Source organism: Pantoea sp. M_10, assembly GCF_008631515.1.
In the GTDB taxonomy this organism is placed as follows: Bacteria; Pseudomonadota; Gammaproteobacteria; order Enterobacterales; family Enterobacteriaceae; genus Pantoea; species Pantoea anthophila.
The window spans coordinates 20379-45746 of record NZ_VWUL01000001.1 but is presented as its reverse complement, the minus strand read 5'-3'; the positions used below and the strand labels follow the sequence as shown (position 1 = coordinate 45746).

Sequence of the window (25368 nt, the reverse complement as noted above, 5' to 3'; positions counted from 1 at the left end):
CCGAAAAAGAAAAGGCGACCCGGGGGTCGCCTTTTTTATGCCGCTCAGGGCTATTTCAGATACTGGCCGCTGCGCAGGGCTTCAATACGTTTGTCCAGCGGGGGATGCGACATAAACAGCTCGCTGAACGACTTGCCTTTGCCGTTGATGCAGAACGCCATCATGCTGCTCGGCTCCTGCGGTTCGTAGCTGGTTTTCAGACGCTGCAGCGCCGCAATCATCTTCTCACGGCCGACGAGCTTCGCTGAACCGGCATCGGCGTGGAACTCGCGGTGACGGGAGAACCACATGGTGATAATGCTGGCAAGAATACCGAATACCAGCTCCAGCACCATCGACACCGCAAAATAGACCAGCGGGTTGCCGTTGCTGCTCTCTTCGCCATCGTCACGGTTGCCGGACATGAAGCCCGCCGCGATCTGCGCCAGAATACGGGACACGAAAATCACGAAGGTGTTCACCACACCCTGAATCAGGGTCATGGTGATCATGTCGCCGTTCGCGATATGCGACACTTCGTGCGCCAGGACCGCTTCAGCCTCATCGCGGCTCATGTTCTGCAGCAGACCGGTTGAAACCGCTACCAGCGAGGCGTTACGACGTGCACCCGTGGCAAAGGCGTTGATGTCAGGCGCGTGATAGATCGCGACCTGTGGCATCGCAATGCCCGCCTGTTGAGCCTGACGGCCGATCGTCTCCATCAGCCAGCGCTCCGTTTCATTGCGCGGCTGTTCAATCACTTCACCACCCACCGATCGCAGTGCCATCCACTTCGACATCAGCAGTGAAACAAACGCACCGCCGAAGCCAAACAGGCCTGCCATGATCATCAGGCCCTGGACACTGCTTGACTGGATCCCTGTCAGGCTGAGAATCAGCCCGAATACCAACATCACAGCCAGGTTGGTCATCAGGAAAAGAGCAATACGCATCATAATCGTTAATCTTCCTCAGTAGTTCACGCGCCTATACGCGGATAGATATCCTATGTGCATTGGGCCGCTTTTCAAGCGACCTTAACGTTTAAGTGCCTAAAAAGACATAACTTTACATTTTGTCACGCCTGCTGCGCCGACCGTCACGCTGGCACGATTACAGCGGCTAATGATTACGGCGGAATGGCCCTCCCGCAGGCAAAAAAAAGCACCGCCAGGCGGTGCTTTTTCTCATCGCAGCGGGTTATTTCGCCGCGGGCGCTTCCGGCTGGGATTTCTCCAGCTGCGCCAGATCGTTCGCAATCTTCACCGTCTCATCGAGGTAAGGATCGGGCTCTTTATAATCTTTCGGCAGCTCGTCCAGGTTTTTAAGCGGTTTTTTGCCTTCAGCCTGATAACGCGCGTTGATACGCTCCAGACGTAACGCATCATCTTCGTGATTCTCTTTCTCGCGCTGAGCAAGGTTGAGCGACACAATGTTGCGTTTATCTTTCAGGGCATTGAAACGCGCAATGTCCTTCATGATGTACTGGAACTCACGATCCTGGGCAATACGTTCAGCGTGCTGCTTCGTCAGCTGCGCCACCAGCGGTTTGACGTCGCCGGTTTTGACGTAGGTCGCCGCTTTGATGCTGTCCCACGGCAGTGCGTTATCTTCGAACTTCTCACCGGTTTCAGCCGCTTCCACCCCGGTTGGCATCAGCAGATCGGGCGTGACGCCTTTACGCTGAGTACTGCCACCGTTAATCCGGTAGAACTTCTGAATGGTATAGGAGACGGAGCCTAACGCCGGCCACTCCGGACGCAGCATCTGATCGTAGATGCGGTTCAGAGAGCGATACTGCTGCACGGTGCCCTTCCCGAAGGTCGGCTCGCCGACGATCACTGCACGTCCGTAATCCTGCATCGCCGCAGCGAAGATCTCAGAGGCGGAGGCACTGAAGCGGTCAACCAGCACCACCAGCGGCCCTTTGTAATAGACTACGCCGTCGTTGTCGCTGTCTTCACGCACCCGACCATTGTTGTCGCGCACCTGAACAACCGGACCACTCGGAATAAACAGACCGGAGAGCGAAACCGCTTCGGTCAGCGCACCGCCGCCGTTGGTCCGCAGATCGATCACGACACTGTCAACGTTCTGCTTCTGCAGCTTCTGCAGCTGAACCTTCACGTCATCGGTGAGACCGACATAGAAACCAGGAATGTCGAGCACGCCCACTTTCTGTTTATCGACATTCTTGATGCTCATTTTGACGGCGCGATCTTCCAGACGGATTTTCTCACGCGTCAGCGTCACGGTGCGGGTTTTGGTGCCCTTACCGGCTGGCAGGATCTCAAGGCGCACTTTGCTGCCTTTCGGTCCTTTGATTTTCGCCACCACGTCATCCAGACGCCAGCCAATCACATCTTCCATCGGCTTGCCGGGCTGACCGACGCCGACGATGCGATCGCCCACCGTGATGGATTTACTTTTCGCTGCCGGTCCACCCGCAACCATCGAGTTGATGACGGTGTAGTCGTCATCCATCTGCAGCACGGCACCGATCCCTTCCAGAGACAGGCTCATCTCGGTGTTGAACTGCTCGGTGTTACGTGGCGACAGGTAGCTGGTGTGCGGATCGATTTCGCGGGCAAAGGCGTTCATCACCAGCTGGAAAACGTCCTCACCGTTGCTCTGGGCGAGACGGCGAATCGCGAAGTTATAACGCTTGGTCAGAACGTCGCGAATCTCCTGGTCGGTTTTACCCGCCAGCTTCAGGCTCAGCTGGTCATATTTGACCTTGGCATCCCACAGAGCATTCAGCTCGGCTTCATCTTTCGGCCAGGGAGCCTTGCCGCGGTCAATGTCGATAGTGTCATTGCCGCTGAAGTTCATCGGACGCGCCAGCACCGTCAGCGCATACTGATAGCGCTCAAAACGGCGTTTCTGCGCCAGATTATAGAGATCGTAAAAGAGATCCAGCTTGCCACTGCGCAGCTCATCGCCGACGGTGGTTTTTTTGCTGGCAAACTGCTCCACATCCGACGCCAGCAGCACATTGTGGCTGTAGTCGAGCATGTTCAGATAGCGATCGAAAATCTTCGCTGAAAAGTTCTGATCCAGGTCGAACTGGCGGTAGTGGGAACGGGTGAAGCGTGAGGTGACACGCTCACTGACCGTCGGGTCCTGCGGGTCTTCGTGAAGCTGGGGGATCTGATCGGCGCGGGTGATATTCTCCGCGCCGAACGTTGGGCCTGCTAACAGCAGGCCCGCAATAAGTCCAACTTTGAAAAGGGTGTTCATGCCGGGGTTAGCCTCCGTTTCAGAACTGCAAGTGTTCTGCGCGCACAATCATTGCCATGCCGGAAGCGAGCTGGACCCGAACGCCGTCTTTCGATACTTCAAGAACGGTAGCGTCCATCGCACTTTTGCCTGCTTTAACTTTAATACTCTGGCCGGGTTGCAAAGTTGAGGTATCAGTGATGGGTCGGGCTTCCTGCTCCGGACGTGGGGCTGGTTTGCGATGCTGTGAGGCGGTCGCACGCGGTGCAGCAGTCTGCGGACGCGGTTTGCGTGCGGCGTCGCCCTCGGCAGGCTTACGTGCAGCAGGCTTGCGCGCACGACGCGGTGCCGCGCCCTCTTCGCTTTCACCCGCTTCACGACGGGCGGCACGCTGCTGATCGCGCTGTGCCTGAACACGCGCTTTCGCTTCTTCAAGCTGCTTACGCGCATGCTCGACGTGCTGCTCATCCAGCACGCCACAGGCGTTACCGTCGAGATCGACACGGATAGCACCGGCTTTGATGCCGTAGAGATAACGCCAGCTCGACGTATAAAGACGCAGCGCGGAACGCAGCTGTGTTTTGCTCAGGCTCATTTCGCCCTGAACACGCTCGACCAGATCCTGAAAGATACCGATTTTGAGCGGACGCGCTTCACCTTCAGCGCTAAAGCAGTGCGGAAAGCGCTCCGCCAGAAAAGTGATGACTTCTTTACTGCTATTCAACTTAGGTTGATTTTCCATGAAATTTCCTGATTACAACGGGTTTGCCGACCAGCGCAGGCATGAACAGGCGACATTATAATGACAACATCGCTAAATGCCATGTGATCCAGTCGATTAGCTGCGCGTCAGCTGCAGATATTTTTCTAAGTCGCTGTTCGCAAGCACTTCACAAAGCCCATCAGTCAGTGTGACCAGCCCTGATTCGTCATCGCTGTCAAAACGATTGTAATCCACGCTGTCGATGTCCAGCACCCCAACCACAGTGCCATTCACTTTCAGAGGAATCACAATCTCAGCGTTGCTGGCAGCGTCGCAGGCGATGTGGCCCGGGAAGGCATGCACATCATCCACGCGTTGCACTTTCTCTTCTGCCAGCGCCGTGCCACACACACCTTTACCGACCGGAATGCGCACACAGGCGATTTTGCCCTGGAACGGGCCCAGCACCAGCGTATCGGCTTCCGTCAGCAGGTAGAAACCTGCCCAGTTCACGCCATCGAGACGTTCATACAGCAGCGCGCTAAAGTTTCCCATCGCGGCGAGAAACGCCGTTTCGCCCGCCAGCAGGGCTCGCATATCGCGATTTAGATCGGCGTAAAAGGCAGTTTTGTTCATTATTCAACCGTTACCAATGACATCTGAACGGGTTTATTGAGACCGTTCGTTAAAAATAAGTTTTAATTATCCAGAGCGACAAGGTGAATCATAGCGTTAGTTACTATAACCTTAGCATTCTGTGGATCGAAGCGTGATGCCCGAGACAGGCACACAGACAATGTCTTAATGACCGATATCTGTTACTTCTGACGAGCGAAAATTGCACCACCCTATGAAAATTCACGCTATCAGCCAGACATTGCCTCACGCACGTTATCAGCGTTGCCCGCAATGCGATACCCTTTTTTCCTTACCGGATGTGAAATCGCATCAGGCGGCCTACTGTCCGCGCTGCAACGCCCGGATAGTCAGCGGTCACGACTGGTCGATGACACGTCTGATGGCCATGGCCGCCACCATGATGGTGCTGATGCCGTTCGCGTTTTCCCTGCCGCTGGTGGATATCCGTCTGCTGGGGATGCGCATCAATGCCAGCGTGCTGGAGGGCGTGATTCAGATGACGCAGCAGGGGGATGTCCTGACGGCGTCAATGGTGGCCTTCTGCACCCTGGGCGCGCCGATCACCCTGGTGGCCGGCATCTGCTATCTCGGTATCGGTCACCGGCTGGGCATGAACCTGCGGCCTGTGCTGCTGATGCTGGAGAAGCTGAAAGAGTGGGTGATGCTCGATATCTACCTGATCGGCATTGCCGTGGCGTCGATTAAGGTGCAGGACTATGCTTCGCTGGAGATTGGGTATGGGCTGGCGGCTTACATCGCCCTGACGGTGCTGAGCGTGCTGACGCTGATCCATCTCAATATGGAGCAGCTGTGGGAGCATTTCTACCCGCAGCAGCCCGGCAATATGGCGCGTGACGAGATGCAGGTCTGTCTGAACTGTCACCATACCGGCCTGCCGGACGAACGGGGGCGCTGCCCGCGCTGTCACACGCCGCTCGACTTCCGTCGCCGCCACAGCCTGCAAAAATCCTGGGCGGCGCTGATTGCCTCGATTGTGCTGCTGATCCCGGCGAACCTGCTGCCTATTTCCGTGGTGTACCTCAACGGATCACGGCGTGAGGACACCATCTTCTCGGGCATTCTGTCGCTGGGTGAAGGCAATGTGCCGGTCGCCGCGATTGTGTTTATCGCCAGTATTCTGGTGCCCTTTACCAAAGTGCTGGTGATGCTGACTCTGCTGCTCAGCATCCATTTCCGCTGTGAACAGGGGCTGCGCACCCGCATCCGGTTACTGCGGTTTGTCACCTGGGTTGGCCGCTGGTCAATGCTGGATCTGTTTGTCATTTCGTTAACCATGTCGCTGGTCAATCGCGATCAGCTGCTGGCTTTTACCATGGGACCGGCGGCGCTCTTTTTTGGCGCCGCCGTTATCCTGACCATTATGTCTGTTGAGTGGCTGGACAGCCGCCTGCTCTGGGATGCACATGCAACAGGAAACGCCGACTACACCGACTAACGCCACGCTGCGCAATAAGCGTAAAGTTTCGCCCTTCTGGCTGCTGCCGATAATTGCGATGCTGATCGCCTGCTGGCTGCTCTGGACCAACTACCAGGAGCGCGGCACCACCATCACCATCAATTTCCAGACGGCGGATGGGATTGTGCCGGGCCGTACCCCGATCCGTTATCAGGGTGTGGAAGTGGGCACCGTGCAGGGCATTAATCTCAGCGACGACTATCGCCGCATTCAGATCAAAGCCAGTATCAAGAGCGATATGCGCGACGCGCTGCGCGAAGACACCCAGTTCTGGCTGGTGACGCCGAAAGCCTCACTGGCTGGCGTGTCGGGACTGGATGCGCTGGTCGGCGGTAACTATATCGGGATGATGCCCGGCAAAGGGAAACCCAGCGAGGCCTTTACCGCGCTCGATACCCAGCCGAAATATCGGGTGAACACCGGCGAACTGCTGATCCATCTGCATGCCCCCGATCTCGGCTCGCTTAACACCGGTTCGCTGGTCTACTACCGCAAGATTCCGGTTGGCCGGGTCTATGACTACAACATCAACAGCAAATCCGACGGGGTGGCAATTGATGTGCTGATTGACCGTCGCTTCACCCATCTGGTGAAAACCAACAGTCGCTTCTGGAACGTCTCCGGCGTCAATGCTGATGTCAGCCTGAGCGGTGCCAAAGTGCAGCTGGAGAGTCTGGCGGCGCTGGTGAATGGCGCGATTGCCTTTGACTCCCCGGAAAATGCCGGAGAGGCCAAAGCGGAGCAGAACTACCGGCTCTACCCTGACCTGGCGCACAGTCAGCGCGGCGTGCTGATTACCCTGGATCTGCCCAACGGCAATAACCTTAAAGCGGGCAGCACGCCGCTGATCTATCAGGGACTGGAGGTCGGCACGCTGACTAAGCTCAACCTGCAGGATGGCGGCAAGGTGACCGGCGAGCTGACGATTGATCCGTCGGTGGTCGGTCTGATGCGCAGCGGCACCCGCATTGAGATGCACAGCCCGAAAATCAGCCTGACCGATACCAGCCTCAGTGCGCTGCTGACCGGTAACACGCTGGAACTGGTTCCCGGCGAAGGTGAGCCGCAGCAGCACTACACCGTGCTGGCGTCAAATGAGACGCTGCTGCAGAAACCCAACGTGCTGACGGTCAGGCTGAGTGCGCCGGAGAGCTACGGTATCGATCAGGGGCAGCCGCTGATGCTGCACGGCATGCAGATTGGTCAGGTGATGTCGCGCTCTCTGGATGAGAATGGCGTCAATTTCGTGGTCGCGGTGAATCCTGAGAATCGCAGCCTGGTGCACGGGGACAGCAAATTTATCGTCAACAGCCGGCTCGATGTGAAATTTGGTCTCGACGGAATGCAGGTGTTAGGTGCCAGCGCCCGTGAATGGGTCGATGGCGGCATCCGGCTGGAGCCGGGCAGGAAAGGCGAGCCGAAAACCGCCTATCCGCTGTTTGCCGATGCGGAAAAAGCGGAAGAAGGCATTACCGGTGATGGCCCCTCCACTACCCTGACGCTGACCGCCAACAGTCTGCCTGACGTGCAGGCGGGGTCGGTGGTGCTGTACCGTAAGTTTCAGGTCGGTGAGATTGTGAAAGTCACGCCGCGCGCTGACGCCTTTGATATCGCGGTGCACATCCAGCCGGAGTATCGCAAGCTGCTGACCAGCGAAAGCGTCTTCTGGGCCGAGGGCGGCGCCCGCGTCAGTCTTAACGGCAGCGGCCTGACAGTTCAGGCATCGCCGCTTAACCGGGCGCTGAAAGGTGCAATCAGCTTCGACAACATGACCGGTGCAAAGTCGGCCAAAGGGGTCAAGCGTGTGCTCTACCCGTCTGAAACCGCCGCCCGCGCGGTGGGCAGTCAGATTACCCTGCACACCTATGACGCCAGCAAGCTTTCAGCCGGGATGCCGATTCGTTACCTGGGCATCAATGTCGGCCAGGTGGAGTCGCTTTCGCTCAGTAAAGATAACAATCAGGTCGTCGCCAAAGCGGTGCTCTATCCCGAATATGTGGATGATTTTGCCCGCCTCGGCAGCCGTTTCTCGGTGGTCTCTCCAGAGATTTCCGCAACGGGGGTGAATCATCTGGAAACGCTGTTGCAGCCTTACGTTAACGTGGACCCGGGCAAAGGCGGTGCCGTGCGCACCTTTGAGTTGCAGGAGAGCACCATTACCGATTCGCGCTACCTGAATGGCCTGAATATTTACGTTGATGCCACCGAAGCCGGTTCCCTGTCGCTGGGCACGCCAGTGCTGTTCCGCGGCGTGGAAGTGGGCACCGTGACCGGCACGTCGCTGGGCAATATGGCGGATCGCGTGCAGATTGCCCTGCGTATCAGCAAGAAGTATCAGCATCTGGTGCGGAATAACTCGGTGTTCTGGCTAGCGTCCGGCTACAACCTCGACTTCGGTCTGATTGGCGGCGTGGTGAAAACCGGCACCTTCCAGCAGTTTATTCGCGGCGGCATCCAGTTTGCCACCCCGCCAACAGTGCCGCTGGCTCCGCAGGCGACGCCGGATAAACACTTCCTGCTGCAGGATGAAGCGCCGAAGGATTGGCGCAACTGGGGAACGGCGATTCCGTCTCCGCGCTAAGTCAGGTTAGGCGGGCAGTCTGATGCTGCCCGCCTGGTTGCTTTGCATCGAGCAGGCTCAGGGAGCATACGCCCTCCGCAAAGACGCAAAAACCGCCATCCCTGGCGGGCTCAGCGCGGACCATCCCTGGCCCGCTATGCTTTACTCCGGGCGTATGCTCCCATCGCTTCACGTTTTCAGCGGCCTGTATGCCTCTGCGCAAAACCGCGCCAGACTTATTCATCCTGAGACGGGCAGCCTGGCTGCCCGTTTCCTTTCTGCATGGTACACTGCCGCCTTTGCCTTAACTGGAATGTGCCCGTGTCAGATGCTGCTTCGCTTTTCCCCGCCGATTTTCTCTCTTTAATGCGCCAGAGCCTGCCCGATGAGGCCAGCTTCGCGCAGTTCCTCGCCATCAGTCAGCAGCCGCTGCGCCGCACGTTGCGGGTGAATACCCTGAAGATCAGCGTGGCTGACTTCCTGCGTCTCACCGCTGACTATGAGTGGCAGCTTACGCCGGTGCCATGGTGCGAAGAGGGATTCTGGATCAGCCGGGAAGATGAGAGCCTGCCGCTGGGCAGCGTCGCGGAACACCTCAGCGGCCTGTTCTATATTCAGGAAGCCAGCTCCATGCTGCCGGTCACCGCCCTGTTCGACGCGCAGACAGCGGTCAGCGCCGTGATGGATATGGCGGCGGCACCAGGTTCAAAAACCACCCAGATTGCGGCCCGGATGGGCAATCAGGGGATCATTCTGGCCAATGAGTTCTCCTCCAGCCGGGTGAAAGTCCTGCACGCCAACATTACCCGCTGCGGCGTCACCAACAGTGCGCTGACACATTTCGACGCCCGGGTTTTCGGTCCTGCGCTGCCGGAACAGTTTGACGCCATCCTGCTTGACGCCCCCTGCTCAGGCGAAGGGGTGATGCGGAAAGATCCCGATGCCCTGAGAAACTGGTCGCTGGCCAGTACAGAAGAGATTGCCGCCACCCAGCGCGACCTGCTCGACAGCGCCTTCCATGCCCTTAAACCGGGCGGCACGCTGGTCTACTCGACCTGCACCCTGAATCAGATTGAGAATCAGCAGGTCATCGCCTGGCTGCTGCAGCGTTACCCCGACGCCGTGGAAATCCTGCCGCTCAACGAACTGTTTGCGGGGGCGGAGCTGGCCGCTACGCCAGAGGGCTATCTGCACGTTTTCCCGCAGATGTTCGACAGCGAAGGCTTTTTTGTGGCCCGGTTGCGCAAAACCGCGTCGGTCGATCCGCTGCCTGCACCGGGCTATAAAGTCGGCAAGCTGCCCTTCTCGCACGTCAGCCGCAAGCTGGAGAGCGACATCATTCAGGCCGCCGCCGCCGTCTCACTCCGCTGGGACGATTCGCTGGTGCTGTGGCAGCGTGATAAAGAGATCTGGCTGTTCCCGGCGGCCGTCACCCCGCTGCTGGGCAGAGTGCGTTTCTCAAGAATTGGCCTCAAGCTGGCTGAAACCTTCGCGAAAGGCTATCGCTGGCAGCATGAGGCGGTCATCACGCTGGCGCAACCGGATGCGAAGCACGCCTTCGAACTGACGGCAGCCGAGGCAGAAGAGTGGTATCGCGGGCGGGATATCTATCCGGAAAGCGAACCCGCCGGTAGTGAGATGATTGTCACTTATCAGCAGCAGCCGCTGGGGCTGGCAAAGAAAGTCGGCAGCCGTATCAAGAACAGCTACCCCCGCGAGCTGGTGCGGGACGGGCGTCTGTTCCGCTGAAATTACTGCAGCTGAACCATCGTCAGATGATGGCCAAACACCGCACCGGTATCGATATAGTGCAGGTTAGCCACCGTCAGCGGCTCCTTCAGCGGGGTGTGACCAAAATAAAAGGCATCTGCCCCGTGGATGCCGCTTTCTGCGCCGGACTGAAGCGCCTCCAGCCGCTGACGGCTCCAGACCACCTCCTCCCAGTCCAGCGGTTTATCCAGGGCGTACTCCGCGGCGGGGTAATCCGCATGGGCAATCACCACGGTGCGCGCCCCCAGCTGTAAATGCAAAATCAGCGGCAGATCGCGACAGCGCAGCAGCGCGTGACGCGCCGAAATAATGGCACTGCCGCGCAGCCGCCAGAACCAGTCGCCGCCGTTCATCTGCCAGCGCTGCTTTTCGTGACCCTGTAACACCGACCGGGCCATCTCCTCATGGTTGCCCCTCACGCTGCGAAACCAGGGCTGCTTCAGCAGCGCCAGGCACCCCAGGCTGTCGGGCCCGCGATCGATGAGATCACCCACAGCAATCAGCAGGTCCTGCTGCGGATCAAACTGATGCTGCTGTAACCGCGCATCCAGTTCAGCGCGGCAGCCGTGCAGATCGCCCACGACCCAGATATGCCGCCACGCTGACCCCTCCAGAAACTGGTAAGACATTGATCCTCCGCCTGCGTCGCTAAAGCCTCTGCACAGTATAGCCAGATCCGCCTCTGCACCGACACAAGCAACGGCAGCGCAGTGGGAAAGCGGGCAGGCCCCGCGGCAGATCAGGGGCGCGTTTTCGCCGGATACGCCTCCAGTTTCTCCGCCGGACGCACCGGGCGACGCACCATCTCTCCGCCGCAGTTGGGGCAACGATGCTGCAGGTGTTCGGCACATTCCGCGCAGAAGGTGCATTCAAATGAGCAGATCCGTGCCGCCAGGGAAGATGGCGGCAGGTCACAGTCACAACGTTCACAGCGGGGGCGAAGTTCAGGCATGGCGGCACTCCTGTTAGAATGATGCGTCAGCTTCGCGCGTGGCGTCCCGGCTGTCGAGTCAGCGGAGAGACAAAGTCGGGTCAGATCGGGACATTCTGCCTCAAGGGTGCAGACCGCGGCCCGGCTTTAGAGTTGCGTCTTATCCGTGGCGCGGTCGTCCGGCTCTTCCCCGGCTTCTGGCTGCTCTTCAGATTCATCGCTCTCCTCTTCCGGCTCCTGACCGCCCATTGACGCCTGGATCACCTCCTCTTCCAGCGTCGGGTTCAGGGCTGCACCCAGCGGTGAGGTTGCCAGGCTATCAGGCATCACCACATGCGGCAGCGGCACTTCGGTTGTCGGCAACGGACGTGGCGTTCGCACATAGCTCAGCCCGCCCGTCACCAGCGCGCAGACGGCGAAGAAGAGATAGAGCATATTGCTGCCCAGCGGCTGCATCAGCGCCCCTACCACCAGCGGCCCGATACTGGCACCAATCCCAAACGCCATCAGCAGACAGGCGGTTAACGACACCCGTCGCTCGGCGGCAACCTGATCGTTCGCCAGCGCAACCTGCAGCGGATAGAGCGCGAACTGCATCATGCTGGCCACAAAGGCGATGCCTATCATCCAGTGGAAGGTAAGATGCGGCAGCATAATCAGCGGCACACAGGAGACGGCAAACAGCAGCGCGATGATAAATAACAGCCGCTGACGGTCGTAGCGGTCGGAAAGCCAGCTCAGCGGGAACTGTGAAACCAGACCGGCAAAAATCGTCAGGCTCATAAAGTAGCCGGTCTGACTGGTGGTGAAGCCTTTGCTGCTGCCGTAAACCGGCGCCAGCCCGTAAAACGCCCCGATCACCATGCCGGTTACCAGCGTGGTGCCGAGCAGTTTGGGAATGGTGCGGATAAAGTAGCCCAGCTCCATCGGCGCGGGGGTCATGGGCCTGACGTGGGTACGGGTGGTCAGCGCAATCGGCACCAGACAGAGCGCGAAGCAGAGTGCCACGATCAGCAGCGTACTCACGCCAAAGCCACTCTGCAGGCTCAGCACCACCTGACCGCCGCTCAGCCCCAGATAGGTCGCGACCATATACAAGCCGAAAATCATGCCGCGCTGAGAGGATTCCGCCTGGTCGTTGAGCCAGCTCTCCAGCACCATGTACTGGCACATCATGCAGAGCCCGATGATCAGACGCAGAAACACCCACAGCGGAATAAAGTCGGTCAGCCCGTGGCCAATCACCGAGGCGGTAATGATCCCGGCACAGGCGACATAGGCGCGGATATGGCCGACGCGGGCGATCAGGTTGTGCCCGACTTTGCCTCCAATCACCAGACCAATATAGTTTGCCGCGATGATGGCACCGATAAGTGCCCCGTTCACCTGCTCGCTCGCCAGCCGGAGTGAAACATAGGTGGTCAGCAGACCGGAGCCCAGCAGCATCAGCAGCGTGGTGGTATAGAGCGGCAGAAACGTACTGAATATTTTTCCCATATGACTCCCTGTCTACACCTTCAGGCATCAGGCCAGTTAAGCCCTAAAGATAGTCGATATCCGCGTCCGGCGCGGCATTGCCTGCCGCTGACGGCAAAAAAAAAGCCCGCCCGCAGTGTGCGGACGGGCCTGGCATCAGGCGCTCGGGAAACTGATATTGCTGCCCGGTGCCTCACGGTTGAGATGGATGAAGTTCAGGTGCCGCTCGTACTGATCCAGAATGTCGATGATCACCTGCTCTTTGCTGTAGTCCATCAGGTCGTTACCCTGGCTGCCCTCCATCAGGAAGGTTTCCAGCCGGTAGTAAGTCGATTTACCGCTGCGGGCGCGATAGGTAAAGCCCGGAATCGAGTACTGCTGCGGCCAGACCTGATAGATGAAGTCCTGCTCCTCGCCCAGATGCACGCGCAGATCCAGATAGCCGATCGGGTTGGCCGCATCCGGCGCGACGCTCTCCAGCGACACCCGGCCACCCCGCAGCTCCAGCTCTTTCGCGACCTCTTCCATCGCCGGATAGATGGTTTTTTCCATCATCTGCTGGGTATAACGCGACCCCGGATAGTTCATCAGCCGCGACAGGCGCTTTTTCCAGGTGCGGCGATCCGTAGCGTGGGCCAGATAGGGCGCGGTGTCACGCGTGGCGCTGGCGCGACGGTGATCTTCAATCTTCAGCGATTTATAGAGCCCCGCCATCACAAAGAAGATCACAAAGCTGAACGGCAGACCCATGATCACGGTGGTGTTCTGCAGGGCCGAGATGCCGTTCGCCATCAGCATACTCAGGGTCAGAACCCCGATCGCCACCGACCAGAAGATACGCAGCCAGTTGGGCGCATCGCTGTTGATGTCTTTGAGACGTGAGGTGAAGTTCCCCAGCACCAGCGATCCGGAGTCTGCAGAAGTGACGTAGAAGAGCATACCGGTGATCGTCGCGACAGAGGCGCTGAGTTTAAAGGCCGGATACTGCGCCAGCAGGCTGTAGAAGCCACGCTCTGCATGATTCATCACCTCCTGAGCGAAGCCCGCATTGCCGTGAATAATCTGATAGAGCGCGGCGTTACCAAACACCGACAGCCACAGCAGCGTAAAGGTGAAGGGAATGATCAGGGTGCCGAGCACGAACTCGCGGATGGTACGACCGCGTGAAATACGCGCCAGGAAGAGGCCGACAAAAGGCGACCAGGCCACCCACCACGCCCAGAAGAAGAGCGTCCAGCTGTTCATCCATTGCGTCGGACGATCAAAGGCAAAGGTGTTGAGCGTCATGCCCATGAAGCGGTTGATGTAGTCCCCCACGTTCAGCACCAGCGCATTCAGCAGAAATTCGGTGTTGCCGAAGAACAGCACGAAGAGGATCAGCCCCAGCGCCATCACCACGTTGAGCTCGGAGAGGATACGGATACCTTTATCCACGCCGGAGGTCACCGAAATGGTGGCGATCACCACCGAGAGGATGATCAGCGCGGTCTGCGCGGTCAGTCCTTCCGGAATATCAAACAGCACCTTCAGGCCATAGTTAAGCTGCACCACCCCGATGCCGAGCGTGGTCGCAATACCGAAGATCGTACCCACCACTGCGGCGATATCGACGGTGTGACCAATCGGGCCATTGATGCGTTTGCCGAAGATGGGATAGAGCGCGGAACGAATGGTCAGCGGCAGGTTATAGCGATAGCTGAAGTAGCCCAGCGCAATGCCCATCAGCGCATACATTGACCAGCCGGTCAGGCCATAGTGAAACAGCGTCCAGACCATCGCCTGACGGGCCGCCTCCAGCGTCTGCCCCGCCCCTTCCGGCGGCTGCATATATTGCGTCACCGGTTCAGCCACCGAGAAGAACATCAGGTCGATCCCGATCCCGGCGGCAAACAGCATGGCGGACCAGCTGAGGATGCTGAATTCCGGTTTGGCGTGCTCCGGCCCCAGCTTGATTGAGCCAAAGCGCGAACAGGCCATGTAGAGCACAAAGACAATGTAGAGCGTGGCAGCCAGCATGTAGTACCAGCCGAAGGTGGCGGAGACCCAGTTAACCGCCTTGAGGATCCAGCTCGCGGCCAGTTCACTGTAGAGAATCGTCACAAGTGAAAACGTCAGAATCAATCCGGCAGAGGTATAAAATACAACGGGATTGAGTCTGTCTTTTTCACCGGCAGGTGGATTATTCATCGATTACCTCTGGTTAATATCCTGAAAATACGCAATGGATAACATTTGCCGCTCACGGGGTTTTCAGGCCGTGCGGCCTCCTATCGTTCTGTCACTTCCTGTTTAAGCGTAACGGCTGACAGTGAGCTTAGCACTCATTGCCGTTTCGCTTACGCTACATTTAAAGAACACTACACTAACAAAATTTCTTTTTATATTGAACGTGCAATCAAAAAAAGTTTAAATAGGGGTTCAATTTGAGGGCGGAGCCGGAGCGGAGCTATGCCAAAAGTAGGGATGCAGCCGATACGACGTCGGCAACTGATTGATGCGACCCTGAGTACGATTAACGAAGTTGGAATCAATGATGCCACTATCGCCCAGATCGCCCGGCGGGCGGGGGTTTCTACCGGCATCATCAGTCACTATTTCAAAGATAAGAACGGCCTGCTGGAAGCCACGATGCGTGATGTGACGCGGCAGCTGCGCGAAGCGGTTCTGACGCGGTTACGGCCGCTGGCCGATGCCCCGGCTGAACAGCGACTGTGTGCCATCGTTGACGGGAATTTTGATGAAACCCAGGTGCACAGCGCCGCGATGAAAGCCTGGCTCGACTTCTGGTCAAGCAGCATGCATCAGCCCCAGCTCAACCGCCTGGAGCGGGTCAGCAGCCGGCGGCTCTACTCCACCCTGGCGGTGGAGTTCCGGCGTCAGCTGCCGCTGGAAAAAGCGCGTCTTGCCGCGCATGGCCTGGCCGCCCTGATAGATGGTCTGTGGCTGCGCGCAGCGCTGAGCGGTAAGCCTTTTGACCCGGTCATCGCCCGCACACTGACCACCCAGTTCATCCGTCAGCAACTGGCTGGCGAGCACGAATAACGGAAGGAGAAAACATGTCCCGATTCAACGAGCAGAAACTCTACATCGATGGCGCTTATGTGGCCGCAGCGTCTGGCGAAACGTTCCAGACGATCAATCCGGTCAACGGCGACGTACTGGCAGAGGTTCATGCCGCCGGCCTGGAAGATGTCGATCGCGCCGTTGCTGCCGCCAGAAAAGGCCAGAAGGTCTGGGCCGCGATGACCGCGATGGAGCGTTCGCGCATTCTGCGCCGCGCCGTCGATATTCTGCGTCAGCGTAACGATGAGCTGGCAGAGCTGGAGATGCTCGACACCGGTAAACCTTACAGCGAAACCTCCGCTGTCGATATCGTCACCGGTGCAGACGTACTGGAATATTACGCCGGGCTGATCCCCGCCATCGAAGGCCAGCAGATCCCTCTGCGCGACACCTCTTTTGTCTACACCCGCCGCGAACCACTGGGCGTGGTGGCCGGGATTGGCGCCTGGAACTACCCGATTCAGATCGCCCTGTGGAAATCCGCGCCTGCACTGGCCGCGGGTAACGCGATGATTTTCAAACCGAGTGAAGTGACCCCGCTCACCGCCCTGAAACTGGCGGAAATCTACAGCGAAGCGGGCCTGCCGGATGGGGTCTTCAACGTGCTGCCAGGCCTCGGCGCGGTCACCGGTCAGCTGCTGACCGAACATCCGGGTATCGACAAAGTCTCCTTCACCGGTGGCGTCGTCAGCGGCAAAAAGGTGATGGCCAATGCCGCAGGATCAACCCTGAAAGAGGTCACCATGGAGCTGGGCGGTAAATCTCCGCTGATCGTCTTTGATGATGCCGACCTCGATCTGGCCGCCGACATCGCCATGATGGCGAATTTCTACAGCTCCGGTCAGGTCTGCACCAACGGCACCCGCGTCTTTGTTCCCGCGTCGCTGAAAGCAGCTTTCGAGGAAAAAATCAGCGAGCGTGTTGCCCGCATCAGGGCTGGCGATCTGCGCGACCCGGCCACCAATTTTGGTCCGCTGGTCAGCTTCACTCATCGCGACAACGTGATGCGTTATATCGAATCGGGCATCGCTGAAGGCGCACGTGTGCTGTGCGGCGGCAAACGCCTGACCGGCGGCGACTTCGATCAGGGGGCCTGGGTGGCACCCACTGTCTTCACCGACTGCCGTGATGAGATGAAGATTGTGCGTGAAGAGATCTTCGGACCGGTGATGTCGATCCTGAGCTATGACAGCGAAGAGGAAGTGATCCGCCGCGCCAATGACACCGAATATGGCCTGGCTGCCGGACTGGTGACGCAGGATCTCAACCGTGCGCACCGCGTCATCCACCAGATTGAAGCCGGCATCTGCTGGATCAATACGTGGGGTGAATCGGCCGCAGAGATGCCGGTAGGAGGCTACAAGCACTCCGGTATTGGCCGTGAGAATGGCCTGATGACCTTACAGAGTTACACCCAGGTGAAGTCAGTGCAGGTTGAGCTGACGCGTTTTCAGTCAGTCTTTTAATCACCCTTAACCTGAGGAACGATGAATGGAATTTGATTACATTATTATCGGCGCCGGATCCGCAGGAAACGTTCTGGCTACCCGTCTGACCGAAGAGAGCAACATCAGCGTCCTGCTGCTGGAAGCGGGCGGCCCGGATTATCGTTTTGATTTCCGCACCCAGATGCCTGCCGCGCTCGCCTATCCGTTACAGGGCAAACGCTACAACTGGGCCTATGAAACAGAACCTGAGCCTTACATGAACAATCGCCGCATGGAGTGTGGCCGTGGTAAAGGCCTGGGCGGTTCGTCACTGATTAACGGGATGTGTTACATCCGTGGTAACGCCATGGATCTCGATAACTGGGCCAGCGCGCCAGGGTTAGAGGATTGGAGCTATCTGGACTGCCTGCCCTACTACCGCAAAGCGGAGACCCGCGATATCGGTCCGAACGATTTCCACGGCGGTGACGGCCCGGTCTGTGTCGCAACGCCAAAAGCGGGCAACAACGTGCTGTTTGAAGCGATGATTGAGGCGGGCGTGCAGGCGGGCTATCCGCGCACGGATGACCTCAATGGCTATCAGCAGGAAGGATTTGGTCCGATGGACCGTACCGTGACGCCGCAGGGACGCCGCTCCAGCACCGCGCGCGGCTATCTCGATCAGGCTAAAGGCCGCGCCAACCTGAAGATCATTACGCATGCCACCACCGACCGTATCCTGTTTGACGGTAAGCGTGCGGTGGGCGTGGAGTTTCTGCAGGGCGACAGCAACACCCTGAACAAAGCGACCGCACGCCGTGAAGTGCTGCTCTGTGCCGGGGCTATCGCCTCGCCGCAGATCCTGCAACGCTCTGGCGTCGGTTCGCCCGAACTGCTGAAGCAGTTTGATATTCCGCTGGTTCATGACCTGCCAGGCGTGGGTGAAAACCTGCAGGACCATCTGGAGATGTATCTGCAGTATGAGTGTAAAGAACCGGTCTCCCTCTATCCGGCGCTGAAGTGGTGGAATCAGCCTAAAATCGGCGCCGAGTGGATGTTCAATGGCACCGGTGTCGGGGCCAGTAACCAGTTTGAAGCCGGTGGCTTCATCCGCAGCCGTGAAGAGTTCAGCTGGCCGAACATTCAGTATCACTTCCTGCCGGTGGCGATTAACTACAACGGCTCCAATGCCGTTGATGCCCACGGCTTCCAGTGTCACGTCGGTTCGATGCGTTCGCCCAGCCGCGGTCATGTGCGCCTGAAATCACGCGATCCGCGCCGCCATCCGGCGATTCTGTTTAACTACATGTCGCATGAGCAGGACTGGCATGAATTCCGCGATGCGATTCGCATCACCCGCGAGATCATCAACCAGCCCGCGCTGGATAAGTATCGCGGCCGCGAAATCAGCCCGGGCATTGAATGTCAGACGGATGAGGAGCTGGACGAGTTCGTGCGTAACCACGGCGAAACCGCTTATCACCCGTGCGGCACCTGTAAAATGGGTAACGACCAGATGGCGGTCGTCGATGGCGAAGGTCGGGTGCATGGCCTGCAGGGATTACGCGTTGTGGATGCGTCCATCATGCCGCTGATCATCACCGGTAACCTGAATGCCACCACCATTATGATTGGTGAGAAGATTGCCGATAAGATCCGTGGACGCGAACCGCTGCCGCGCAGCACTGCGGCCTACTACGTGGCTGGAGAGGCGCCTGTGCGCACCACCCCACAACGCAGCGACTAAATCGTGACAGTGTCACTTTAAATCTCGCCGGACATCTTATTGTCCGGCTTTTTTTATTCCCCATCTCTTGCCACACATTGTTTTCCGTTAGCCTGCATCTGCAAATCATCAAACCTTAATTAAAATCAAACAAAGCAGCATCTGCTGTTGATTTTACGATATGCCGGATGCTATAAATCCTGCGTGTAGATAACCGGAGGCACTTTCCGTCCACTGATGAGAAGCAACAATGTGGATGCGTTGTAAACTTTATGCGCAAACTTTTTGTGTTTTATTCCCTGATTTCCCCTGCTTTCCTTTCCGCCCGGAACGTCGCTGATAAGCACTGGCGTAACGCCCTGTAGCCCCCTTCCGCTTCGATATGGTTCTGAGTCTGCGCGCAATCACGCGTGGCAGGTCGTCATTAATTCGTTGCTGGAGATCCCCATGTACGCCTGGGTTTTATTATCACTTGCTATCGTGACTGAAATAATCGGTACGCTGTTTATGAAATGGTCCAGCCTCAGCGGCAGCCAGTATGGCTACCTGATGATGCTGGCTATGATTGCCTGTTCTTATATTCTGCTGAGTTTCGCCATCAAACATATCGCCCTGGGCGTGGCTTATGCCCTGTGGGAAGGTATCGGCATCCTGCTGATTACGCTGTTCAGCGTGCAGCTGTTTGGCGAGTCGCTGTCACCGCTGAAAATTGGCGGCCTGATGACACTAATTGCTGGAATCGTCCTGATCAAAACTGGCACCGAATCATCAGCGGAGGTTAACCATGGTCATCACTGATTTTGTCCATGCGGCCTGGCTGGCACTCGCCATCCTGCTGGAGATTGCCGCCAATATATTCCTTAAATATTCTGATGGATTCAAAAAACGTCTATTCGGGCTGCTTTCGCTCTGCTGTGTGCTACTCGCGTTCAGCGCGCTTGCTCAGGCGGTGAAAGGGATCGACCTGTCGATAGCCTATGCGGTCTGGGGTGGCTTTGGCATTATCGCCACCGTCGCGGCGGGCTGGGTACTGTTTGGTCAGCGACTGAACCGCAAAGGCTGGGCTGGCCTGAGCCTGCTGCTGGCCGGTATGCTCCTGTTAAAACTGCCCTGACAGAGGTCCCGGGCTGTAATAATGGTTAAGGGTGTGCGGCTGCGCGCCCTTAACTTTCTGTGCGTTTTTACCCTTTTCAAGTTGATTTTTTCAGCATTCTCTTCTTCAGATTCCTCTTACTTTTGTAAAGGGCCGTTTACATATCTGTTGCCTTGAGGCTTAGTGAGCGCCGAAGGTCGGATAAAAACGAGGAAGAGTTATGTCTGCAACACGAGGTTGGTCAACTGAGCTTGAGGGATTACGCGGCATCGCCTCTCTCTGGGTACTGGTAGGTCATATCAGCCTGCTGATTCACTGCCATATCACACTGATTTCATCCCCTGGCATCGGTGTCGATCTGTTTATTCTGCTTTCGGGCTACCTGATGGCGAAAAACTATGTCGAGCGACAGCAGAAAGAGCCATGGCAAAGCGCCGCAACGATCAAAAAGTTCTGGATCCGTCGCTTTTTCCGCATCGCGCCGCTCTACTATCTGCTGTTAATCATCGCCCTGATTTACGGGCCGTGGTTTGGCGAGATGCGTGACACCATCGCGCATTTCTACTCCGGCACGGCAACCGAGTCGTCACGTTACACCGACCAGTCGCTGGCAAATGTGCTGACCCACTTCAGTTTCCTGTTCGGCATGCTGCCCGAGTACGGCTTTAACACCGTACTGCCTGACTGGAGCATCGGACTGGAGATGCAGTTCTATCTGCTGTTCCCGTTCATCATGCTGGTGACGATGCGGTTTGGCTATGCCGCCTCCCTGATCGCTATCATGGTGCTCTGCTGCGCCGGACGCTATCTGCTGGCCGATTATTATGAGGCATTTGAGATGCCTTCGATGATTCTGATTAAGCTGAACATGTTCCTGTCGGGCATGCTGCTGGCAGAAGCCATCCGCCGCAAATCGCTGCTTTACGTCGCCTTTGCGCTGCTGGGACCGGTTGCCAGCGTGGCAATGGGTCTGGGGTTCATCAAGCTGCAGGTGATTATGGAAGCGCTGATGATCGTCGGTATGACAGCCATTCTCTGGCAGTATCCACAGGGCAGCCGGATGGCGCAGCTGATTGCTCTGCCGCGTAAGCTGCTGAACAACCGTCTCAGCACCTGGCTGGGCGACGTCTCGTTCTCGGTCTACCTGCTGCACCTACTGATTGTCATTCCATTGATCGCGCTGCTGCTGAATCACACGGATATCGAATTCAAAAGCGATCTGACGCGCTTTCTGATTGTCTGCGTCTCTGCCATCCCGGTGACCTATGCGCTGGCGTCGCTGCTCTACAAATATGTTGAGAAGCCCGGCATCCGCATGGGTAAACGCGTTCTGGCCCCGAAGCTGGCTGACCAGACCAGCTGAGTGACAGATGGATTCAGAAGCCCCGTTCGCGGGGCTTTTTTATGGCCTGCGATGTCGCGACCAGCAGGGAACCACGTCTTACGCCCTGCACTCCTGCCGGAGTGAACTACACTTTCCCGGTCAGCAATCCGACGGAGAGGAAAATCTATGCGCATTCAGCATCTGTTGTTGTCCAGCGACGGTGGCGCGTTAATCATTGAAGCCGATCAACTTGAAAGTGAGCTGGTGATCCCGCCCCATCTGCAGACCGCCACCGGCGGCGAAGCGGACAGCGATACCGGCCACCGCGTTGCGGTGACCCGGCACTACTGCAAAGGACGCTACTACGCTGTCGCCCTCGATCGTCATGCGGCCAGTAACGAGATCGATGATGTGATCGACCTGCTCCATCCCGCACCGCTGGATTAAACCCTGTCATCAGCCCTGACAAGCGCGGCAGCACGCTGTTCGCCATGCCGGACAGCACGCGACCGATTGCCCGCTCTTAACGCGTTATAGCATCAGAAGGAGAAGCATCATGCAGAAGAAAAAGTGGTTTGTGTCTTACGTCATTAAGCCGGAAGGTGAACATCATGTCACCACGCACGCCTTTATCGAAGGGGATGATGTGGAAGAGGCGCTGGAACAGTTTATGTTCGAAACGAAAAAAAGTCTGTCACTGGACACGGAAGAGCTCACGCTGCTTTCGGTCAGTCTGGTGTAACCCGGTATTCCGCCTCACAGGTGTGGGCTGGGGGTTATCTGTTTATAATATTGATGATTTTCCCTGGTGCTGCATTCAGTTACTTAGTGGGGTAAGGCCAGGCGTGGTCCATACCTGTTGAGGACAAAATCCCGGTGATCGCCAGATACGCCAGTATCAGGACAAACAGCACAATGGCTGCAATTTCAATGGATTTAAGCAGATGGTGTTTCGCCATAAATAACCCTCCTTCAGTTGTGTGTAATCCGACATCACCTCTTAAACTATAATGTTACCGGTAAAGTGCAAGCCAAAAAAACATCATGAAACATAAAGCAGTGCTTATTAATGTTTTAACCCAGGCGGTAACTGCACAACCCGTGGCATTTAACACTTCAGTCACAAAAAAGCCCGCTCAGGGCGGGCTTCAGCATCAGGTAAGGTGCTTCTGATCAGGCAGAGTGACCGGTGAAGTCGATCACCATCCTGCCGCGAATTTTGCCGTGAATCATCTCATCGAAGATGTCGTTCACCTCGCCAATCTTTCTTTTGGTGACTTTAGGCACCACTTTTCCTTCCGCCGCAAACTGGAAGGCTTCCGCCAGATCGTTGCGGGTGCCGACCAGCGATCCCACCACCTGAATGCCATCGAGTACCAGACGCGGGATATTCAGGCTCATCGCTTCCGGCGGAAGTCCGACTGCCACCACCCGTCCCCCGGCTCTGACCGCATCTACTGCCGAGTTAAAGGCCGCTTTGGCCACGGCGGTCACGACGGCCGCGTGCGCCCCGCCGGTTTTTTCCTGAATAAAGCGCGCCGCGTCTTCACTGGCGGAGTTCACCACCAGGTCGGCACCCATCTCTTTCGCCAGCGCCAGCTGGCCGTCGCTCACATCAATGGCGATCACTTTGGCGTTAAAAACATTTTTGGCATACTGCAGGGCGAGATTACCTAACCCGCCGAGACCATAAATCGCCAGCCACTGGCCCGGTTTGACCTCAGAGACTTTTACCGCTTTATAGGTGGTGACGCCGGCGCAGGTTACGCTGCTGGCGGCAAAAGGGTCCAGCCCCTCGGGAACCTTGACCGAGTAGTCTGCAACCACGATACACTCTTCAGCCATACCCCCATCGGCGGTATAACCCGCATTAACCACCTCCCGGCAGAGCGTTTCATTACCGGAGTTACAGTATTCACAGTGACCGCAGCCCTTGAAGAACCAGGCCACGCTGGCGCGGTCGCCCGGCTTGAGAGAGGTCACATCCGACGCAACCTCCTCAACAATCCCGATACCTTCGTGACCCAGCGTGACACCGGTTTTATCGCCGAAGTCCCCGTTCTTCACATGTAAATCGGTATGGCATACACCACAGCATTCCATCCTGAGCCGTGCTTCGCCGGTTTTGAGAGGACGTAGTGTCTTCTCAACAACTTCAACCTGGTGTTCACTATTTGCTATTGCCGCTTTCATAAACGTTCCTCCATTTGATTGAACGTTCAGAATAAGCCAAACGGCCGTGATAACAAGCTAGCCGTTGAGCTTTGGGTGCGAGCCAGTGAGGTTGTGTTGCATTCTGTGAAGGCGGTGCCACATGCGTGGCGCTTATGCATGCCAGCGATGGATGCCGCTGTCAGAGGACGGTGCCGGCGGCGGGCCCATATGCTGAGAGGGGTTCCGGACAGGCGGGGGGCCCATATGCCGGGATGCCGCAGGCGCAGGCGGCGGCCCCATGTGCTGCGACGCATCTGGCATAGCCGGTCGGCCATGATGATGCCAGTCAGAAGCGTGACCATAATGATGACGACCACCTTCCGCCATCACACAGCCGGACAAAGCTGAACTTGCCAGCGCAAAAATCAGACAGGGTATAACTTTTTTCAAAAACATAACGCATCCTGGTTGAATATCACCGCCTCAGGGTACGTCTGCTTTTTTATACGCGGGATAAACGTATTTACGCGTTTGCGGAGGCTCGCAGAGTACATTGACTATGGTCAACGTGAAGCGATTACGGATGAGATTTTGCGGTGCTTCTGACCCTGTTACGTTACGACAGTGTGTCCTCTCCGGGTGGTTCCCGGGCTAAGAATCAGAGCGGATTACCCGCAGGACGTCATCACTATCCGCGGCTGTATCGGATATAGAGATAAGAAATGGTGATAACCCATGCAACACTGAGCAGCGTTGCATGCTGCGGCACAAAGCTAATGAAGAGATAGATGCCCGCCACAATAACGGCAATAGCAATCCAATCTGAAAAAGAGTGAAGCAGCCATAATAATGCACGTTTCATGGGTGTCTCTGATTGCGCTGAATAACGTTCCTCTGATAATGACTGAGCCTTTTTTGCCCTGTCGCTTCATTTAACGCCCTGCCCTGCACGGAAATATCTCACCCTGGGTGACAGCCTGTCTGAAAGGGATCTGAGAGCGTTGCTCAACGAGAAATGGAACTGAAAAGCCCGCGCGCGGCGGGCCAGAGGCAACGAATCAATTATCTTCCTGAAGAAGCTGTGCGGGTGAGGTCACCCCGGCCAATTCATTGAGTGCCTCATGATTGATTTCTTCATCTGCGCCATCAACCGCGCGGGAGATAATCAGTAAATCCTGAAGTTCGCTTAAAAGAAGCGCCGCATCAGACTTGAGCATTTCATCTGAGTCTGCGGAGTCAATTACCGTGTTGATCGCCTTGTTCGCGCCCTCAATCATCTCCGTTACGCCGCCCTGCTTACTTACCGCGAGCACCAGCGCACTGATCAACAGAGACTGCGCCTCAACGCGCGCGGTGAGTTGTTTGGTGCTTGCATCTATTTGTGAAATCTTGGCAAGCATACTTAATACAACATTCTTCATGGTATATCTCCCTGTTAAACCAGCATTTTATAATTCCGCGGGCAGGCTGAAAATATCATTATTCTGAAAGTTGGTGATTTTAACAGCGGTAATGCCTGTGAGTTAACGGTGTTTCTGGTCTGCCGTGCGCACATTGAAAACTGAAATCCACGTGCAGCAGGACGGGGCTGGCTGGAAAAAACGCATGACAGGCAGACTGAATAGCGTAACCTTCTGATCAGCGCGATTACTTTTGCAGAGGATGATATGGAGAGAGCTGATTGCTTAAAAAGATCGACAGGACAGGATTAGCTACGCCGTAATTCAGATCGACTATCGTAAATGACCTAAAACCCGTCCGCCACATACCAACATTTTTTTGCAGCATCTGGACCTCTTCTCAGCGGCACCCGCTTTGATGCCCTTC

23 protein-coding genes are annotated in these 25368 nt (G+C 57.0%); 11 read left to right on the top strand and 12 right to left on the bottom strand.

Annotated features, from left to right (window positions below):
- Positions 1 to 50: 50 nt before the first annotated feature.
- The 4 genes from htpX to F3I47_RS00230 all read right to left on the bottom strand — a co-directional run bounded on the left by htpX (position 51) and on the right by F3I47_RS00230 (position 4537).
- On the bottom strand, positions 51 to 935 hold the full coding sequence (htpX, locus tag F3I47_RS00245; RefSeq protein WP_009089804.1) for a protease HtpX: 885 nt from the start codon (positions 933 to 935) through the stop codon (positions 51 to 53).
- Positions 936 to 1179: 244 nt separating this feature from the next.
- Positions 1180 to 3219, bottom strand: coding sequence for a carboxy terminal-processing peptidase (gene prc / locus F3I47_RS00240; RefSeq protein WP_150029504.1), 2040 nt, complete (start codon positions 3217 to 3219; stop codon positions 1180 to 1182).
- A 19-nt stretch (positions 3220 to 3238) separates the two neighbouring features.
- A complete protein-coding gene (proQ, locus tag F3I47_RS00235) occupies positions 3239 to 3940 on the bottom strand; it encodes an RNA chaperone ProQ (RefSeq protein WP_009089801.1) in 702 nt (233 codons plus the stop codon).
- A gap of 96 nt (positions 3941 to 4036) precedes the next feature.
- Positions 4037 to 4537, bottom strand: coding sequence for a GAF domain-containing protein (locus tag F3I47_RS00230; protein ID WP_009089799.1), 501 nt, complete (start codon positions 4535 to 4537; stop codon positions 4037 to 4039).
- 214 nt (positions 4538 to 4751) lie between these two features.
- Between F3I47_RS00230 and yebS the strand changes: the two genes are divergently transcribed.
- The 3 genes from yebS to rsmF all read left to right on the top strand — a co-directional run bounded on the left by yebS (position 4752) and on the right by rsmF (position 10326).
- A complete protein-coding gene (gene yebS, locus F3I47_RS00225) occupies positions 4752 to 5996 on the top strand; it encodes a membrane integrity lipid transport subunit YebS (protein WP_009089797.1) in 1245 nt (414 codons plus the stop codon).
- Positions 5965 to 8598 (top strand): PqiB family protein, encoded by a 2634-nt coding sequence (locus F3I47_RS00220; protein ID WP_009089795.1) that lies wholly within the window; start codon positions 5965 to 5967, stop codon positions 8596 to 8598. Before yebS ends, F3I47_RS00220 begins: the two co-directional genes overlap by 32 nt.
- Positions 8599 to 8892: 294 nt before the next feature.
- Positions 8893 to 10326 carry a 16S rRNA (cytosine(1407)-C(5))-methyltransferase RsmF gene (rsmF, locus tag F3I47_RS00215; RefSeq protein WP_150029503.1) on the top strand — a complete coding sequence of 478 codons (1434 nt, stop codon included), beginning with the start codon at positions 8893 to 8895 and terminating at the stop codon, positions 10324 to 10326.
- A 2-nt stretch (positions 10327 to 10328) separates the two neighbouring features.
- Here rsmF and F3I47_RS00210 read toward each other — a convergent pair whose 3' ends face one another.
- The 4 genes from F3I47_RS00210 to F3I47_RS00195 all read right to left on the bottom strand — a co-directional run bounded on the left by F3I47_RS00210 (position 10329) and on the right by F3I47_RS00195 (position 14941).
- Entirely contained in the window at positions 10329 to 10976 is a 648-nt protein-coding gene (locus F3I47_RS00210; protein ID WP_150029502.1) for a metallophosphoesterase, read from the bottom strand.
- Positions 10977 to 11086: 110 nt separating this feature from the next.
- Entirely contained in the window at positions 11087 to 11299 is a 213-nt protein-coding gene (locus F3I47_RS00205; RefSeq protein WP_111207558.1) for a DUF1272 domain-containing protein, read from the bottom strand.
- Positions 11300 to 11425: 126 nt separating this feature from the next.
- Complete coding sequence (locus F3I47_RS00200) at positions 11426 to 12775, bottom strand: MFS transporter (protein WP_150041118.1); 1350 nt, start codon at positions 12773 to 12775, stop codon at positions 11426 to 11428.
- Positions 12776 to 12910: 135 nt separating this feature from the next.
- Positions 12911 to 14941, bottom strand: a complete 2031-nt coding sequence (locus tag F3I47_RS00195; RefSeq protein WP_009089785.1) for a choline transporter — start codon at positions 14939 to 14941, stop codon at positions 12911 to 12913.
- Between the two features lie 261 nt (positions 14942 to 15202).
- Here F3I47_RS00195 and betI point away from each other — a divergent pair, with 261 nt between their 5' ends.
- The 8 genes from betI (at position 15203) to F3I47_RS00155 (ending at position 22129) form a co-directional block, all read left to right on the top strand.
- Entirely contained in the window at positions 15203 to 15796 is a 594-nt protein-coding gene (gene betI, locus F3I47_RS00190; RefSeq protein WP_009089782.1) for a transcriptional regulator BetI, read from the top strand.
- 14 nt (positions 15797 to 15810) lie between these two features.
- Positions 15811 to 17283 (top strand): betaine-aldehyde dehydrogenase, encoded by a 1473-nt coding sequence (gene betB / locus F3I47_RS00185; RefSeq protein WP_150029501.1) that lies wholly within the window; start codon positions 15811 to 15813, stop codon positions 17281 to 17283.
- A 25-nt stretch (positions 17284 to 17308) separates the two neighbouring features.
- On the top strand, positions 17309 to 18991 hold the full coding sequence (gene betA, locus F3I47_RS00180) for a choline dehydrogenase (RefSeq protein ID WP_150029500.1): 1683 nt from the start codon (positions 17309 to 17311) through the stop codon (positions 18989 to 18991).
- Between the two features lie 426 nt (positions 18992 to 19417).
- The gene (gene mdtJ, locus F3I47_RS00175; protein ID WP_009089777.1) at positions 19418 to 19768 is read left to right on the top strand and encodes a multidrug/spermidine efflux SMR transporter subunit MdtJ; all 351 of its coding nucleotides are present in this window, start codon (positions 19418 to 19420) and stop codon (positions 19766 to 19768) included.
- Positions 19755 to 20084: a multidrug/spermidine efflux SMR transporter subunit MdtI gene (gene mdtI / locus F3I47_RS00170; protein WP_150029499.1), complete on the top strand. Its 330-nt coding sequence runs from the start codon at positions 19755 to 19757 to the stop codon at positions 20082 to 20084. The genes mdtJ and mdtI overlap by 14 nt, the downstream gene beginning before the upstream one ends.
- 199 nt (positions 20085 to 20283) lie before the next feature.
- Entirely contained in the window at positions 20284 to 21426 is a 1143-nt protein-coding gene (locus tag F3I47_RS00165; protein ID WP_150029498.1) for an acyltransferase, read from the top strand.
- Positions 21427 to 21573: 147 nt separating this feature from the next.
- Positions 21574 to 21834, top strand: coding sequence for a hypothetical protein (locus F3I47_RS00160; RefSeq protein ID WP_009089772.1), 261 nt, complete (start codon positions 21574 to 21576; stop codon positions 21832 to 21834).
- A 109-nt stretch (positions 21835 to 21943) separates the two neighbouring features.
- Positions 21944 to 22129, top strand: coding sequence for a hypothetical protein (locus tag F3I47_RS00155; protein ID WP_009089771.1), 186 nt, complete (start codon positions 21944 to 21946; stop codon positions 22127 to 22129).
- Positions 22130 to 22208: 79 nt separating this feature from the next.
- Here the strand turns inward: F3I47_RS00155 and F3I47_RS22240 are convergent, their stop codons facing one another.
- The 4 genes from F3I47_RS22240 to iraP all read right to left on the bottom strand — a co-directional run bounded on the left by F3I47_RS22240 (position 22209) and on the right by iraP (position 24962).
- Complete coding sequence (locus F3I47_RS22240) at positions 22209 to 22346, bottom strand: hypothetical protein (RefSeq protein ID WP_009089769.1); 138 nt, start codon at positions 22344 to 22346, stop codon at positions 22209 to 22211.
- Between the two features lie 214 nt (positions 22347 to 22560).
- Positions 22561 to 23580: an alcohol dehydrogenase AdhP gene (adhP, locus tag F3I47_RS00150; protein ID WP_150029497.1), complete on the bottom strand. Its 1020-nt coding sequence runs from the start codon at positions 23578 to 23580 to the stop codon at positions 22561 to 22563.
- Positions 23581 to 24229: 649 nt separating this feature from the next.
- The gene (locus F3I47_RS22235; RefSeq protein WP_190311337.1) at positions 24230 to 24403 is read right to left on the bottom strand and encodes a hypothetical protein; all 174 of its coding nucleotides are present in this window, start codon (positions 24401 to 24403) and stop codon (positions 24230 to 24232) included.
- A 196-nt stretch (positions 24404 to 24599) separates the two neighbouring features.
- Positions 24600 to 24962 carry an anti-adapter protein IraP gene (gene iraP, locus F3I47_RS00145; RefSeq protein ID WP_033736214.1) on the bottom strand — a complete coding sequence of 121 codons (363 nt, stop codon included), beginning with the start codon at positions 24960 to 24962 and terminating at the stop codon, positions 24600 to 24602.
- Between the last annotated feature and the right edge of the window lie 406 nt (positions 24963 to 25368).

Excerpts from the sequence above, each read along its gene's own strand:
- htpX (WP_009089804.1), bottom strand. The coding sequence starts at position 935 with ATGATGCGTATTGCTCTTTTCCTGATGACCAACCTGGCTGTGATGTTG.
- prc (WP_150029504.1), bottom strand. The coding sequence starts at position 3,219 with ATGAACACCCTTTTCAAAGTTGGACTTATTGCGGGCCTGCTGTTAGCA.
- proQ (WP_009089801.1), bottom strand. The coding sequence starts at position 3,940 with ATGGAAAATCAACCTAAGTTGAATAGCAGTAAAGAAGTCATCACTTTT.
- F3I47_RS00230 (WP_009089799.1), bottom strand. The coding sequence starts at position 4,537 with ATGAACAAAACTGCCTTTTACGCCGATCTAAATCGCGATATGCGAGCC.
- yebS (WP_009089797.1), top strand. The coding sequence starts at position 4,752 with ATGAAAATTCACGCTATCAGCCAGACATTGCCTCACGCACGTTATCAG.
- F3I47_RS00220 (WP_009089795.1), top strand. The coding sequence starts at position 5,965 with ATGCAACAGGAAACGCCGACTACACCGACTAACGCCACGCTGCGCAAT.
- F3I47_RS00210 (WP_150029502.1), bottom strand. The coding sequence starts at position 10,976 with ATGTCTTACCAGTTTCTGGAGGGGTCAGCGTGGCGGCATATCTGGGTC.
- F3I47_RS00205 (WP_111207558.1), bottom strand. The coding sequence starts at position 11,299 with ATGCCTGAACTTCGCCCCCGCTGTGAACGTTGTGACTGTGACCTGCCG.
- F3I47_RS00200 (WP_150041118.1), bottom strand. The coding sequence starts at position 12,775 with ATGGGAAAAATATTCAGTACGTTTCTGCCGCTCTATACCACCACGCTG.
- F3I47_RS00195 (WP_009089785.1), bottom strand. The coding sequence starts at position 14,941 with ATGAATAATCCACCTGCCGGTGAAAAAGACAGACTCAATCCCGTTGTA.
- betI (WP_009089782.1), top strand. The coding sequence starts at position 15,203 with ATGCCAAAAGTAGGGATGCAGCCGATACGACGTCGGCAACTGATTGAT.
- betB (WP_150029501.1), top strand. The coding sequence starts at position 15,811 with ATGTCCCGATTCAACGAGCAGAAACTCTACATCGATGGCGCTTATGTG.
- betA (WP_150029500.1), top strand. The coding sequence starts at position 17,309 with ATGGAATTTGATTACATTATTATCGGCGCCGGATCCGCAGGAAACGTT.
- mdtJ (WP_009089777.1), top strand. The coding sequence starts at position 19,418 with ATGTACGCCTGGGTTTTATTATCACTTGCTATCGTGACTGAAATAATC.
- mdtI (WP_150029499.1), top strand. The coding sequence starts at position 19,755 with ATGGTCATCACTGATTTTGTCCATGCGGCCTGGCTGGCACTCGCCATC.
- F3I47_RS00165 (WP_150029498.1), top strand. The coding sequence starts at position 20,284 with ATGTCTGCAACACGAGGTTGGTCAACTGAGCTTGAGGGATTACGCGGC.
- F3I47_RS00160 (WP_009089772.1), top strand. The coding sequence starts at position 21,574 with ATGCGCATTCAGCATCTGTTGTTGTCCAGCGACGGTGGCGCGTTAATC.
- F3I47_RS00155 (WP_009089771.1), top strand. The coding sequence starts at position 21,944 with ATGCAGAAGAAAAAGTGGTTTGTGTCTTACGTCATTAAGCCGGAAGGT.
- F3I47_RS22240 (WP_009089769.1), bottom strand. The coding sequence starts at position 22,346 with ATGGCGAAACACCATCTGCTTAAATCCATTGAAATTGCAGCCATTGTG.
- adhP (WP_150029497.1), bottom strand. The coding sequence starts at position 23,580 with ATGAAAGCGGCAATAGCAAATAGTGAACACCAGGTTGAAGTTGTTGAG.
- F3I47_RS22235 (WP_190311337.1), bottom strand. The coding sequence starts at position 24,403 with ATGAAACGTGCATTATTATGGCTGCTTCACTCTTTTTCAGATTGGATT.
- iraP (WP_033736214.1), bottom strand. The coding sequence starts at position 24,962 with ATGAAGAATGTTGTATTAAGTATGCTTGCCAAGATTTCACAAATAGAT.